Below are 13,975 nucleotides of genomic sequence, written 5' to 3' on the forward strand. Positions count from 1 at the left end.
CAAGAGAGGCAGCCGTGACGCAGCAACAGGCAAAGATATCGCTGTTTGGCGTTTTTGCCGCGGTTGGGGCCGCCACCTGCTTCTCCATCATCGATGTCATCTTCAAATTCCTCTCTGGGGACTATCCGCTATATCAGGTGGTGATGTTTCGATCCGTCGTCGCAATGTTCGTACTGTTGGCGCTGATCATCCCATTGGAAGGCGGGTATCGTATTCTGCGCACGCACCAACCCAAACTGCATATGTTGCGCAGCCTCGCGGTGTTGTTTGCCAATCTCTGTTTCTTCACCGGTCTTGCAATCATGCCCATCGCCGAGGCCGTAGCCATTGCCTTTGCAACCCCATTGGTCGTGACCAGCTTGTCGGTCCTTTTCCTGAAGGAACGCGTAGGCCCCTGGCGCTGGATGGCGGTGGTCATCGGCTTTGCGGGTATCCTGATGATCATGCGCCCCGGTCCAGGAACATTTCAAGCTGCTGCGATCCTGCCGTTTCTGGGCGCCTGTGGCTATGCAACCCTCCATGTTCTCACTCGACGTGCGGGCGGTTCGGATAAAGCCGCAACTCTATCATTCTACCCAACGCTGGGCTTTCTGCTGGTCAGCGCCTCGATCGGGCTGGCAACAGGCGATGGGCGCTTCGCCACCTCCGACAGCGTGGGGCTGCAGTTCCTCCTACGCGCATGGATCTGGCCTGCACCACAGGACTGGATCCTGTTTTTTACAGTCGGGATTGCTGGATCTGTCGGCGGCTATCTGGTCAGCCAAGCCTATCGCCAATGCGAGGCCGGTCTGGTGGCCCCCTTTGAGTATATCGCCATGCCTATGGCCGTTTTCTGGGGCGTTCTGGTCTTTGATGAATGGCCCGACGGGCCAGTCTGGATCGGATCTGCCTTAATCATTGGCGCCGGACTTATTTCCGTCTGGCGCGAAACCCGCCGCAGTCGCCCCGCACCTCGTCCGCGACCGCGCTCCACCGGATAGGAAAGCCACAACATGACCATCAAAGCTGTTGTTTTTGATATCGGCCGCGTGTTGATCGAATGGGAACCAGAGCGGTTCTATGACGCCAAAATTGGCAAGTCTAAACGCGAAGCGCTTTTTCGTGAGGTCGACCTCCATGGGATGAACCTTGGGGTTGATCGAGGTGATGATTTCAAAGGCGCGGTCTATGCCCTTGCAGACCGGCACCCTGAATGGGCGGATGAAATCCGCCACTGGCATGACAGTTGGCTTCAAATGGCAAGCCCAGACATTCCTCACTCCGTCCGCCTGATGCGCGAATTACGTCAGAACGGGGTTCCCGTATTTGCGCTGACCAATTTTGGTGTGGGCACGTTTGAACTAGCCAAGATCACCTATCCGTTTTTCAGTGAATTCGACCGCGCGTTTGTATCGGGCCACCTGAGAACCATCAAACCCGAGGCCGAGATCTACGCCCATCTTGAACAGGAGACAGGAATAGCGCCCAAGCAGCTCCTCTTCACCGATGATCGCCCCGAAAACATCGAAGCAGCAGCCGCGCGGGGATGGCAGACACATCTCTTTACACATCCCCAGACTTGGGCAGATCGTCTGGTTTCTGAAGGGTTGCTGACGGCGGAGGCTGCCCAATGACCAACACTCTGCAAATCCCTTTCAATGAGGGTGAGGCCAATCTAGAATGGCTGTCTTTTTGTGACGCGCTTGCCGCAGGTCATCGCCTGCCAAAGGCCGAAGTCGCCGACAGTTTTCTGTACCGTGGCAATGACACGTTACTGAACCGTGCAGCCTGGATTGACGGCCTCGGCCTCGCTGTCAAAAACGCCACGATCTTTCCCGACAATCCGGAATTCGGTCAACCGACGGTAAACGGCGCTGTCTGTCTATATGGTGATCAGCACGGCATGCTTGAGGCTTTGGTTGATTTCCATTTGGTGACCAAATGGAAAACCGCCGGTGACAGTCTGTTGGGCGCACAGCGGCTGGCCAATCAAGACAGCCGCGAAATCTTGATCGTCGGTGCGGGCACTGTCGGAGCCTCCTTGATCGAAGCCTTCAGCGCCGCCTACCCCACGGCGCAAATTCGCGTCTGGAATCGCACGTCAGATAAAGCTGATGCATTGGTAAGCAGATATCCCGGTACGATAACCGCACCTGATCTGGAGGTCGCAGTGCGGGCGGCAGATATCATCATCACCTGCACCATGTCGTCCAATCCCATTATCAAGGGCGACTGGCTAAGGCCCGGTCAGCATCTTAATCTGATAGGGGCCTACCGTCCTGACATGCGCGAGGCGGACGACGATGCGCTGCAGCGCGCACAGATCTATTGCGATAGCTTTGAGACAACCATTGATCATGTCGGTGAGTTCAAAATCCCGCTCGCTGCGGGTGTGATCAACCGCAGCGACATACTGGCCGATTTCTACGATCTGGATCGTTTTCCTACATTTGACCCGGCGCAGATCACGCTGTTCAAAAATGGCGGCGGCGCACATCTCGATCTTATGACCAGCCGTCACATTCTGGACCGTTGGCGAAGCGAATGCTGATCCGCCGCCCCGGTTGCATGCATCAGGCGGCAACCGGAGCGGGACGGTTCTCACGGATCGGGAGGTGAACAATTGCGCTGAAGGCTCCGATACCGACACCAATCCACCAAACAAGCGTATAGTCGCCATAAATGTCATACATCCGGCCACCCAGCCAAACGCCCAGAAAACTACCAAGTTGGTGGCTAAAGAAGACGATCCCGTAAAGCGTTCCCATGTAGCGCAGCCCGTAGAGATGGGCGACCAGACCAGATGTCAGCGGGACTGTTGCCAACCACAACGACCCCATCACGATAGAAAAGACAATAACCGACACCGGCGTAATCGGCATGAGGATAAAGGCAGCCGCCGCAATCGTGCGTCCGGTATAGATCGCCGCCAATAGATATTTTTTAGAATACCGATTGCCAAGCCAGCCTGCCAGTAGCGTTCCGCCAACATTGGCCGCCCCGATCAGAGAGATCGCAACAGCCCCTAGCGCAGACGTCGAGGTGATGCCAATCGAATGGAGCGCTCCACCCGGTAGGATTGGCCCGCACATTTCGGTGACAAAGGCGGGGAAATGCGCAGTCACAAAAGCCAATTGATAGCCGCAGCTGAAAAAGCCTAGAAAAATCAACGTATAGGACGGGTCCTTGAACGCCTTTTTCAGGATTGCGCCCATGCTTTCTTCCAACTCAGCCTTCGATGCCGCTTCGGGCGCCCGCATCAACGGTAAGGTTGCGATCAATGCCAGAACAACGCCTGCAAAAATCAGAAACACGCTCTGCCAGCTTAGAAACGTCAAGAACCACTCGGCAGTTGGAGCCCCAAAAATCTGCCCGGCAGAGCCTGCGGCTGTGACAATAGCCAGTGACATCGATCGGTTCTCGTCCGAGCTGGCCCGTCCGACAACGGCCAGAACAACGCCAAACCCGGTACCCGCGATGCCAAAACCAACCAACCATTCATAGGCTTGCATTTCAAACGGGGTGGTTGCCCAGGCACTGAACACCAGTCCCGCAGCATAGACCACCGCCCCCATTATGATCGCTTTGCGATCTCCGATCTTCTCAGCAATGGCTCCGAAAATCGGTTGTCCGATACCCCAAGCCAGGTTCTGAATCGCAATCGCCAGCGAGAACTCAGATCTTAACCAGCCGAATTCCTCGGCAATTGGGATTTGGAACACACCAAAGGACGCACGCACCGCGAAACTGACCATAATAATGACGCAACCCACGATCAGCACGGGGGTAAACAGTGGCGCAGGGCGGTGCATGATATTTCTCCTTCCCGGAGGTTGTTCCGGCCCGACGGACGGTACGGGAATTTCATATTCGGTCAAATCAGGATTTTTGCGCCAATAGGTAAGAATTATTGATGTGTTTGAAATGGATCATTTAGACACGCAGACTACTTCCATCTCCACATTTCAGATACGCGAGCGATCACATCAGCAATCAGACATGGCTTTCCATCCGAATGCGCCCGCGCTATCCCTTGCGATATGACCCATCTGACAGCGCTCTATCAGCAGAAAATCGACGCAGGCGTGTTGAAACCGGATCCTGCACAGGAAGCCGTTCTGCCGCATTTTGATCGCATCGCCGAAGAGCTAAAAGCTCCCCCTGTCAAACGCGGACTGTTTCGTAAGGCCACATATGAACCGGTCGTGGGACTTTATCTTTGGGGCGGGGTCGGGCGCGGCAAGTCGATGCTTATGGATCTGTTTGTGGATAGCCTTGACGACGTGCCCTCGCGTCGGGTGCATTTCCACGCATTCATGCAAGAGATCCACAGCAAGATGCATGAGGCCCGCCAACAAGGGATCGAAGACGCACTTGCCCCAGTGGCTTCGGAGGTTGCAGCTTCCGTACGTCTCCTCGCCTTCGATGAAATGCAAATAACCGATATCACTGACGCAATGATCGTCGGGCGCCTTTTCGAAGCGCTGTTCGCTGCTGGCGTTACGGTGATCACCACATCAAATCGGGTGCCGGACGATCTGTACAAAGACGGATTGAACCGTCAGTTGTTTCTACCATTCATCGAACTGATTAAGCACCAGATGCAAGTTCATGAAATGGTTAGCCCCGTTGACTACCGCCAAGATCGACTGACCGGCGCTCAAGTCTACTTCTCGCCTGTAAACGCAGAAGCCAACGCCAAGATCCGTGCGATCTGGGAGGATCTATCCGGCGGTCTCGCCCTTCCGCTAACACTGGAAATCAAAGGGAGAGAAGTAACGCTACCCGCCTTTCGCAACGGTGTGGCCCGCGCTGGGTTTTACGACCTCTGTGGCAAGATGCTGGGACCGGGCGATTACCTGGCCATCGCCGAAGCCGTGAAAGTCCTAGTGTTAGAGGACATCCCGCGCCTGTCGCGGAATAACTTCAACGAAGCCAAGCGGTTCGTCACATTAATCGATGCGATTTATGAAGCCGGTGTGCGTTTGATTTGTTCAGCGGCAGCTGAGCCGGAGATGCTCTACGTTGAGGGCGAAGGCACGTTTGAATTTGAACGCACCGCTTCACGCCTGCGTGAGATGCAGGACAAAGATTGGGGACAAGACACATGACCTCGCAGATGTGAACAGTCGGCGCAGTCCTCTGCCGCTAAGAGTTTACACCGCCCAAGCTCTTTCTGAAAGCGACCTAGGTGAGTACGACCCCAAGCGAATACGGCTATAAAATCAGCCGTGTTCGCGCAGAATGTAACCAGCAAGATAGAGCGATCCGCAGATCAAAACCCGCGCCTGAGGATCATCCGCAACAATGGCTTTCAAGGCATCCATGGCGCTGTCGGCACTCGTTGCGTCCAATCCAACCTCCTTTGCCGCAGCCTCTGTTTCCTCCGCTGGCAGGGTATTCACCTCATCTGGGATTGAAATTGCGATGAGGCTCTCCGCCTGAGCCGCCAGTGGGGTCATATACCCGGTGACATCTTTCGTGTTCAGCATACCGCAGATCAGATGGGTTGGACGTTTGGGAAGTCCGGCCAGAACGTCTGCCAGCGCCAAACCCGCCGCTGCGTTGTGACCACCATCCAGCCATAGCTCTGCCATTGGCGCGGCATCCATCATTGGACCGGATTTCAACCGTTGCATCCGGGCAGACCATTCAGCGTCTGCCATTGCCGCCTCACAAGCGGCCTCATCCGCGCCGAGGTGGCGTAGAACTGCCAATGCGGCCCCAGCGTTCTGAACCTGATGTGCGCCGAGCAACGCAGGCAGCGGCAGATCCAGCAACCCGGCCTCGTCTTGAAAAATCAACCGACCACGCTCTTCGTAAACATGCCAATGCTGACCATAGGCAATGAGCGGTGCACCAAGACCGGCGGCAGTTGCTTCGATCACGTTCATCGCCTCTTCCGGCTGAGGGCCGACCACAACCGGCACGCCACGCTTGATAATTCCCGCTTTTTCGCCTGCAATCTTGGCCAGTGTATTCCCGAGAAACTGCTCATGGTCGATCGAGATAGGCGTAATGACCGACACCTCGGGGATTATTACATTTGTTGCGTCCAGACGCCCGCCGAGGCCGACTTCAAGCAGGGTATAATCGGCTGCCGTGCGGGAAAACGCCAGCAACCCAGCTACAGTAGTAATCTCAAAATAGGTGATCGTCTCACCACCGTTTTTGGCGTAGCACTCGTCCAGTACCTCGGACAGATACGCCTCAGAGATCAGTGTCCCTGCGAGCCGTATCCGCTCATGAAAGCGCGCCAGATGCGGCGAGGTATAGGCATGGACAGATTTCCCCATCCCTTCAAACCCGGCACGGATCATCGCCTGTGTCGACCCTTTACCGTTGGTGCCTGCCAGATGGATCACCGGCGGCAGAGCATCCTGTGGGTTTCCGAGCGCTTCCAACAGTCGCCAGACCCGATCCAGTGTCAGGTCAATAATCTTGGGATGCAGTGCCATCATGCGGGCAAGAATCACATCGGAGGTCTGGGTCATGTTGCGGCTCACTGGCGTTAAAACCTGGGGATAATATGCAAACGGCCCGCCCATGTAACAGGCGGGCCGTTGCATCAAACTCTAGCGCGCTCAGTTGCTTTGCGCGGGTGCGTCTGCGTCAACATCTGCGTCATTCGCGGCTTGCTCGCTCTCATCCGGTGCAGGCAGGTCACCAACAACTTGCGGAGGCAAACCCATCAGCATGCGGGTGATGTTGATCAATTCATCCCGCATTTCAGTACGAGGGGTCACCCGGTCCAGCATCCCGTGGTCCAAAAGATATTCAGCCCGCTGGAATCCCTCAGGCAATTTCTCACGGATGGTCTGCTCAATCACGCGAGGGCCGGCGAAGCAGATCAACGCATTAGGTTCGGAGATATGCACATCACCCAGCATCGCATAGGAAGCGGTCACACCACCGGTGGTCGGATGAGTCAACACGACGATATAAGGCAGACCCGCCTCTTTCAGCATCTGTACAGCCACAGTTGTGCGCGGCATTTGCATCAGCGACAGAATGCCCTCCTGCATGCGCGCACCGCCGGCGGCAGAGAATAGGATCAGAGGACGCTTTAGTTTCACAGCCTCTTGGGCAGCGGCGACAATCGCGTTGCCAACAAACATGCCCATGGACCCGCCCATAAATGAGAAGTCCTGTGCAGCAGCGACAATTGGGGTGCGACCAATCTCACCTGCTGCCACCAGCATCGCTTCTTTTTCAGCGGTTTTCTTCTGCGCCGCTTTCATCCGGTCGGGGTAGCGTTTTTGATCGCGGAACTTCAGCGGATCAGCCAATGGCTCCGGAACGGAAACCTCTGTGAAGACGCCCCCGTCAAAAAGCGCCAAGAAACGGTCGCGTGGGGTAATATGCATGTGATGTCCGCAGTTATTGCAGACATTCAGATTGTCGCTCAGCTCGCGGTGAAACAGCATGGTGCCGCATTCATCGCATTTGCGCCAAAGGTTCTCGGGAACTTCGCGGCGCGAGAAGATCGAATTGATCCGCGGCCGGACGTAGTTGGTGATCCAGTTCATAAGCCATGCCTTTGTAGGGGCGGTTTGGACCTTCAAATAAGGCCCCGCGCGTCTAATTGCAATCAGCGCCGAATGGCAAGACGTGCAACCAGCCAGCAAAGCCCGACAATAGCAAAGTCGAGCCACAGCATCTGTCGCAAGATGATCGGATCGGACAGTTCAAACGGCACCAGATACAAGGCCAGGCCAGACAAGCTAGTTGGTGAGCCGAACAACAGAATCGCAATAATATTATTCGCAAAGTGAATCGCGATGGCCGGTCCCAACGTGCCTGCTCTGGCGGTGAGATCGGCCATGAGAAATCCAAACCCACCAGCCCAAAGCACAATAAGCGGGGCATTCACCCCGGCATCCGCTGGTGCGTAGTGACCAATCGCAAATAGGATCGAAGGCACAAGGAGCCAGATCACTGGGTGAGAGAACCGAGCGGCCAGAGCTTGCTGCAGGTAGCCACGAAACAGGATCTCTTCGGCACTGATTTGCACGAATACAGCGAATAAAGCCAAGGGCAGCAAAAGCAGCCACTGCCCCAGATCAAAATTTTTCACCAAACTCGACATCGCACCGCCATCCAGCCCACTCGGCAGGATCAGCCACAGCACCAATAGTCCACCCATCAGATACAACAGGCCAAGACCGGTCCGACAAAACTGGTGCAGAGTCAGACGCAGCGGGCCGATCAGGCCAGCCAGGCGGCGTTGATGCAACAAGCGCAGTACAGCCGCCACAGCAAAGGTAACGAACACGAAACTGCCAAGCAGAACCAACATAGCCACCGGGGATTTACCCGTCGGCAGATCACCTATCCATGCTCCTGGAAAAACAGCGATCAGGAATTGTAGTACTGCATGTGTGGCCGCATAACTGATCACACCAATCAGAAAAATACCTAATAGGATGCGCCATATCTCTGACCTAGGCCGTGCTGGATCAACCAAACGCGCATGAGCCGCGTAAGCGCTCGTGGCAGGATCAATGGACATTGCCGGGTTGCTCCTCCGTACCACTAGTGGTCGCGCCCAAAGCAGGTGCTCCTTGGTCTGCAACATTCTGATCTGCGGCATGTACCACGCCCGCAACCGCCACCAGATGCCGTGAAACGGTTTCAAGTAGCTGCACCGCAACACCCGCATCGGCTTCAATCACGGCGCGGTATTCCTCCGCCCCGATCCTGAGGAAACTACAATCTTCTACCGCAATCAGATCTAACTGGCGTGTATCACGCAGAATAACAGCCAGATCTCCGATCAGGCGGCCCGGTTCGATCTGAGAGATCGGTGCGGATTCAGGGCTGCGATCTGGCCAGAACAGATTCGCTTTACCGCTAAGGCACAGGAAGACCGCATCGCCACTCTCGCCATATCGGAACACATGTTCCCCATTGGCCACGTCGTGCCACCGCGCCGAAAACGCCAGCAAGCGCTGATTTCGCGAATCCAATTTGGAGAAGAGCTCAGTACTCTGAATCAATTCCAGCCTCTTGCTAAGATCGTTGCGCGCAGCTTTCTCCATCGGCTCGGTCAGTTCTCCCTCAACCCCATCAATACGTCCGTTTTGGATTTTCACGAAAAGATCATAGCGTTCGGGATGGTTAAACTGGTCTTCTAGAAACAACATAGTTGCATTGGGCATCAGCTTTGCAAGCCGTTCTCGCGATTGCAACCGGCTGGCACTGTCATGGCTCGCCAAAGCGCGATCCAAAATCAGAATATCCGGTCGCTTAATGGCTGCTCGGGTGAATGCCGCGCGCTCCTGAAACACGGGTTCCAATGCGGCACCACCCAGCCCTGTGGGCAAATCATAGAGAATCAGCGCTAGACGTTCACGCAGACCATTTTCTTCCAGCAATTCAGCGACCAGATCTTCAACTTGCTTGGCCTTGGCCCCCGCGCTCAGCGACAACCGCCCGTAGAGCATGTTTTCCAAAACCGTAAGCCGTGGCAAATAGGCCTCCGGCGTGATCGATATAAACAAATCCCCCAATTGCGCCTGTAGGGTTGGCGCCATATCGCGCCGAATGTCGAGAATTCGCTGTTTGAATTTGTCTGGGAATGCCGTACCAATTTGCTCTTCTGAAATCAGAAAGGGAACCGATGCCAGCAGCACACGCTCGTCCTCCCGCAACCCAAGCACACCAACCGTCGCCTGTCTTTCGGCAACTTCGGCAATGCGGTGGTATAGCGTTTCATCCAGTCCTAGCCGCTTGAACAACGGATGATCTGTATCAGCCCGACCAAAGGTCTGCCGCAAGGTTTCCATAACACCCAAACCAAAAGAGATCACCTCGTCCTGCAGACCATTGTCTCGCAATGAACTGACAATCGGCCCGTCTTCTGCAATTAGTTCTTCCGGGGCGATTGGGCGGGTTGGTGCCGCAAAGAGAATATTGCCACCCAGCGGAACCGACGGATTAAATACATCAGGGTCGAAGCGGTGCACCACATCAGAAAGATCCGCGCGTTCCAACCGTTCTGCGATCAGTGGCCGTAGCGATATAAGCTGTTTGACCAGACCCAGATGTGGCCCAATCTGAAAGCGGGTGTGCAATGTGCGACGAAACAATTGCTCATCGATACCCATCGCCTCAACCAACTTGAACCACCAGTCACGCAATTCGGTCTCAGAACCCAACCCAGCCAAGGCTGGATTGATCCAATCCGCCGCAAGAGGATCCGGGCTGTTGCCCGCCCGGCAAGACTCAATCATGGCCCGACTTTTGCCACGCGTTTCGGACCCGGCGGGCATGTGGGGTTGATCACGTAAGGACATCAAAACATTGTCGCCCAGCGACCCACTAAACAGATACGGTCGAGAATATGCGTAGCCGACACGAGCGGCGATCACGCCCTGGTGCAACTGGTCTAACCGATGGCCCGCAATGGTAACAGACCCCCGGTATGGCCAGACCTCCCGCGTCAGCAAGGCCGCAAACGCCGCACGCTCTGCCTCGCTGCTACCTTGGATGGCGACACGCCCACCCGCAGGAATGGTTAAAGATATATCCTCTAGGATCATACTGCCGTCGGCATCCTTCACCGACACATTGCGCAGTTCAATTGCCCCGCGCAGATGCGGGATGTCGGCAGGCACGCCTTCGATCAGCTCTTCGGATATCATCCCTTTGGGGTTGAAACGATCCGTCATGATCGACCAACGCAAGCTCATGTCCTGTACCTGATTGTAATAGGTCAATAGCTCACGCCATGGGGCGGACAGATCTTTATAAGCCGCCAACGCCGCCACCAGTGCACCCACCGTAATATCGCCGCGGATCGCCAGAACCCCGCCGGCAGAATAAAACACAAACGGCGTCAAATGCCCGATCATGTTATTGAGGAACTTCATGAAGTATTTTTTGCTGTAAATACGCCGCCTGATATCAAACAGCCGCCCCAGACGCGCTGAGATCTGGGCCAACCGATACCGACGCCCGCCATTGATCCGCAGATCGCTGATGCCTGCCGCGCTTTCACCGATCTCAGCCGAGAACGCCCGCACCTCCTGAATACGATCCTTATTCAACAGATTGATCTGTCTTTGCAGCATCGGGATCAACCAGGCCTGCAAAGGGATAAGAGCCACCGATGCAAGGCCGAACCACACACTTTGCATAAACAGAAATGCAACAATCGTCAGCATCTGCCCGGCCTGAAACACGGGTTGCGCCACTGCATCGCCCATCAAACCGCCCATAGGTTCTGATTCCGACGTGATCATCGACACCAGCTCACCCTGACTGGTGGTGTGAAAATAAGGCGCTGGAAAGCGCATCATCCGGTTGATCAACGTGTATCGCAAGCGTCGCAGCAAACGTTCGGCCACGATCCCCTTGATTGTATTCAGGCGCATCTTCAACAAGCCACTGATCAAGACAGCAGCTAAAAATCCAACACAAAGCAGCAACAGGTAGTCGACCTGCCCGATCTCCCGACCCAGGACTTCAACACGGTCCATCGGTGCGCCGATAGCGTCATTGATAATTCTCTTAGGCAATTCCAATGCCGCGTAAAGAAAGGGAAAGGTGACCATAGTCAGCGCCAACAGACCTATCTGCTGGCGTCGCGAATAGGCCCAGATGAATGAAAACAGGGTGGGTTGCATCCCCTGCTCCTTTTGTGTGTCGGAAAAGTATGGCGAGAACTCGCCTGCTGGCTGTGCAGCGTTCAGAGCCTAATCATTGCCCCCTGACATTACAAGGCAACACCCCGTCGACTTTTGCGCGAAATGCTTGCCGCAAGACGAGCCGCAGACTATGCCGTGGTCAAGCAAGGCAAAGGCAGGCAGAGAGTACCGTGAGCATTCTAACCAGCGGAAAGATAGCGCTTATTCACGTCGAAACCCCAACTGAAGGACAACAGGTCAACGAATATCGATCTGTGCAAGTACGAATATCCGCCTGCAATTTTAACGCTGCCTCTGCACAGCGCGTTTGCGATAGCGCACATCGTATAGCCCTTTTGATCTGGTGGCGTAGGCTCCACCGAGCGGCATTAGCGACCGCTGCGGGTCTCGCACTGGTCGCCTGTAGTTCCGAAAGTGATGTATCACGCGCCAGTAACGGTTCCGAACATCAGCCCGGTGACATCACTCGGATGAGCTTTGCCAGCGATACCATTCACGTTGTTCCGCCAGCCGGGTTTTGCATTGATCCGCGCATGACAGGCAATCGGGCCGAAGGTGGGTTTGCCATCGTGGTGCCCTGTTCCAGCCTACGTCCAGGGTCCTCCAACCGCAATCGCGCGTTGATTACTGTCACGGTTGGACCGGCAGGTCCTGCAGACGCCGCCTTGACCAATGCTGACTTGTTTCAAAACGCACGCGGAGCACGCCTGCTGACCGAACGCAACGACATGATGTTGCCGCTGGTCAAGTTGAACATGCCAGATCATCGCGCGCGTGGGGCCAGCCCGGTCCATTGGCGCGGCGCCTTTGTATTGAACGATCAGTTGGTCGCAGTCGCGCTTTATGCTCCCAGCGGCAGTCGTAACCTTGGCCGTCGTGGCGCTCAGTTGCTGAATGAACTGACTGCCAAGACGCTTGAAGCTTCGGTCACTGCAGACCTTGACCTTTCGGTAGATGAGATCACGCAATAGCCGTCGTCAAACCGATATTAGCACCGCTATAGAGCCATTGATATCACCCAGACTTGCAAGTTTAAGACGCCAGAGGTTTGTCAGCGGTCACTGCTTTGTCTAGGGTCAGGAAAAACAACGAGCACGCTGCGGCTTCCGCATCACATCTATGACCGTATCGCGCAGGACAGGAAATTTCGCCCATGGGCAGGATGATCGAAAAGCTGCTTTATACGCGCGTTCTCCGACGTTGGCGCAATATTGCACAAGAAGCGCACAAGATCCCGCTTAGCCGCCTGAGAGAGCTGCGCAACCGAGCCCGAGCACTGCGCCTGCATCTGGATAGGCTCATCCACACTGCCGAAGGGCGGCTGGCACTACCACAAATCGGCTCAAGCGCCTTTCCACGCCCACATGGTACCGACTGGAGCTGGAGGCCAGAATTGTGGCGAGGCCCTCTGCCGGTACCCGGCGCTTCCGCAGTTCCCAGTAAAACTAAACTCGGCGAAGAGGTGCAGTTATTCCATGACTGCACTGTCTCTGAACTTACTCTACGCCAGCTGCGCAACAATCGCGAAGAGGACCTCGCGCCCTATGGCGTGCGTCTGGACGTGTTCCGATTTGACGGTTCATTTCTGTCATTGGTGATCGAACTACCGAAAGACGTTACCGATGGAATAAGCAGGGAACATCTGATCCGTGTGGACTGCACGCTGGAAATAGAGAATCCGATTGAGATCTTTGCCCGTCTCAACATCAAACACGGTCCAAACACCGAGCAATTGGTCCGTGAAATGCCAATGGGCGAGAAACGTACTCATGTTGAGTACGACCTGGCCTATGCGGAGTTGAATGAAAAACGGGTCGAGCGGCTTTGGCTCGAGCTGATCTTTGAAGCGCCGGAAATGAACCAGGTAACACTTCGGGATGTCACCCTATCGCGCAGCCGCCGTGCCAGCCTGTAACCAGAATTCGAAAGGCCCGATATGAGCCAACTGACATTGACCAAAATTCGTTTTCGCGACGGGCTGTGGGAAGGACGAATTGCTGATGCCGGACAGTCCGAAAACGCACCGGTGGTTGAGGTTCGCCATTTGGATCGTCCTGTTTCAAATGTCACTCTTGTGGAGAGCGACACCCCACGTGAATGGTCGCTAACAATTCCGATTCCAACCGAAGCCATTGCCGATGGCGTCCAGAGTTTTGTGATCTATGACCTGACCGGTGATGCCAAACTGGGCGATTTTACTCTCGTCTGCGGTGAGCTGACCGGCGACGAGCTGCGGGTCGAGGTCGAGCTACTGCGCGCAGAACTGGATATGTTGAAACGCGCGTTCCGCCGTCATTGTGTCGACACCCAATAACAGCGGATACCAAAAATCAGCCTCTGACATG

General features: G+C 55.4%; 12 protein-coding genes. 7 read left to right on the forward strand and 5 right to left on the reverse strand.

The features are described 5' to 3' along the window. Positions 1-14: 14 nt before the first annotated feature. The 3 genes from ACEWZM_RS08620 to ACEWZM_RS08630 are packed head-to-tail and all read left to right on the forward strand — an operon-like array spanning position 15 to position 2,530. Positions 15-980, forward strand: coding sequence for a DMT family transporter (locus tag ACEWZM_RS08620; RefSeq protein WP_414006046.1), 966 nt, complete (start codon positions 15-17; stop codon positions 978-980). A gap of 12 nt (positions 981-992) precedes the next feature. Next, positions 993-1,613 (forward strand): HAD family hydrolase, encoded by a 621-nt coding sequence (locus ACEWZM_RS08625; RefSeq protein ID WP_414006047.1) that lies wholly within the window; start codon positions 993-995, stop codon positions 1,611-1,613. Next, the gene (locus tag ACEWZM_RS08630; RefSeq protein ID WP_414006048.1) at positions 1,610-2,530 is read left to right on the forward strand and encodes an ornithine cyclodeaminase family protein; all 921 of its coding nucleotides are present in this window, start codon (positions 1,610-1,612) and stop codon (positions 2,528-2,530) included. Before ACEWZM_RS08625 ends, ACEWZM_RS08630 begins: the two co-directional genes overlap by 4 nt. A gap of 22 nt (positions 2,531-2,552) precedes the next feature. Here ACEWZM_RS08630 and ACEWZM_RS08635 read toward each other — a convergent pair whose 3' ends face one another. Beyond that, positions 2,553-3,791 carry an MFS transporter gene (locus ACEWZM_RS08635; protein WP_414006049.1) on the reverse strand — a complete coding sequence of 413 codons (1,239 nt, stop codon included), beginning with the start codon at positions 3,789-3,791 and terminating at the stop codon, positions 2,553-2,555. Between the two features lie 228 nt (positions 3,792-4,019). Here ACEWZM_RS08635 and zapE point away from each other — a divergent pair, with 228 nt between their 5' ends. Next, a complete protein-coding gene (zapE, locus tag ACEWZM_RS08640) occupies positions 4,020-5,090 on the forward strand; it encodes a cell division protein ZapE (protein ID WP_414006050.1) in 1,071 nt (356 codons plus the stop codon). A gap of 114 nt (positions 5,091-5,204) precedes the next feature. On the opposite strand, the gene ACEWZM_RS08645 is transcribed toward zapE, so the two are convergent. The 4 genes from ACEWZM_RS08645 to ACEWZM_RS08660 form a co-directional block, all read right to left on the reverse strand. Then, positions 5,205-6,473 carry a bifunctional folylpolyglutamate synthase/dihydrofolate synthase gene (locus tag ACEWZM_RS08645; protein WP_414006051.1) on the reverse strand — a complete coding sequence of 423 codons (1,269 nt, stop codon included), beginning with the start codon at positions 6,471-6,473 and terminating at the stop codon, positions 5,205-5,207. 90 nt (positions 6,474-6,563) lie between these two features. Beyond that, the gene (gene accD, locus ACEWZM_RS08650) at positions 6,564-7,508 is read right to left on the reverse strand and encodes an acetyl-CoA carboxylase, carboxyltransferase subunit beta (protein WP_414006052.1); all 945 of its coding nucleotides are present in this window, start codon (positions 7,506-7,508) and stop codon (positions 6,564-6,566) included. A 62-nt stretch (positions 7,509-7,570) separates the two neighbouring features. Beyond that, positions 7,571-8,491 carry a CPBP family intramembrane glutamic endopeptidase gene (locus ACEWZM_RS08655; RefSeq protein ID WP_414006053.1) on the reverse strand — a complete coding sequence of 307 codons (921 nt, stop codon included), beginning with the start codon at positions 8,489-8,491 and terminating at the stop codon, positions 7,571-7,573. Further along, positions 8,481-11,609, reverse strand: a complete 3,129-nt coding sequence (locus tag ACEWZM_RS08660; protein ID WP_414006054.1) for an ABC transporter transmembrane domain-containing protein — start codon at positions 11,607-11,609, stop codon at positions 8,481-8,483. The genes ACEWZM_RS08655 and ACEWZM_RS08660 overlap by 11 nt, the downstream gene beginning before the upstream one ends. Before the next feature lie 191 nt (positions 11,610-11,800). On the opposite strand from ACEWZM_RS08660, the gene ACEWZM_RS08665 reads away from it, so the two are divergent. From ACEWZM_RS08665 to ACEWZM_RS08675, 3 genes are all read left to right on the forward strand, one after another. After that, positions 11,801-12,601 carry a hypothetical protein gene (locus tag ACEWZM_RS08665; protein ID WP_414006055.1) on the forward strand — a complete coding sequence of 267 codons (801 nt, stop codon included), beginning with the start codon at positions 11,801-11,803 and terminating at the stop codon, positions 12,599-12,601. A gap of 182 nt (positions 12,602-12,783) precedes the next feature. Then, positions 12,784-13,545, forward strand: coding sequence for a DUF6478 family protein (locus ACEWZM_RS08670; RefSeq protein WP_414006056.1), 762 nt, complete (start codon positions 12,784-12,786; stop codon positions 13,543-13,545). 21 nt (positions 13,546-13,566) lie between these two features. Then, positions 13,567-13,944, forward strand: coding sequence for a hypothetical protein (locus ACEWZM_RS08675; protein WP_414006057.1), 378 nt, complete (start codon positions 13,567-13,569; stop codon positions 13,942-13,944). The last annotated feature ends 31 nt before the right edge of the window (positions 13,945-13,975 follow it).

The sequence above is a fragment of the Phaeobacter cretensis genome (genome assembly GCF_047372505.1).
Taxonomy (GTDB): domain Bacteria; phylum Pseudomonadota; class Alphaproteobacteria; order Rhodobacterales; family Rhodobacteraceae; genus Phaeobacter; species Phaeobacter cretensis.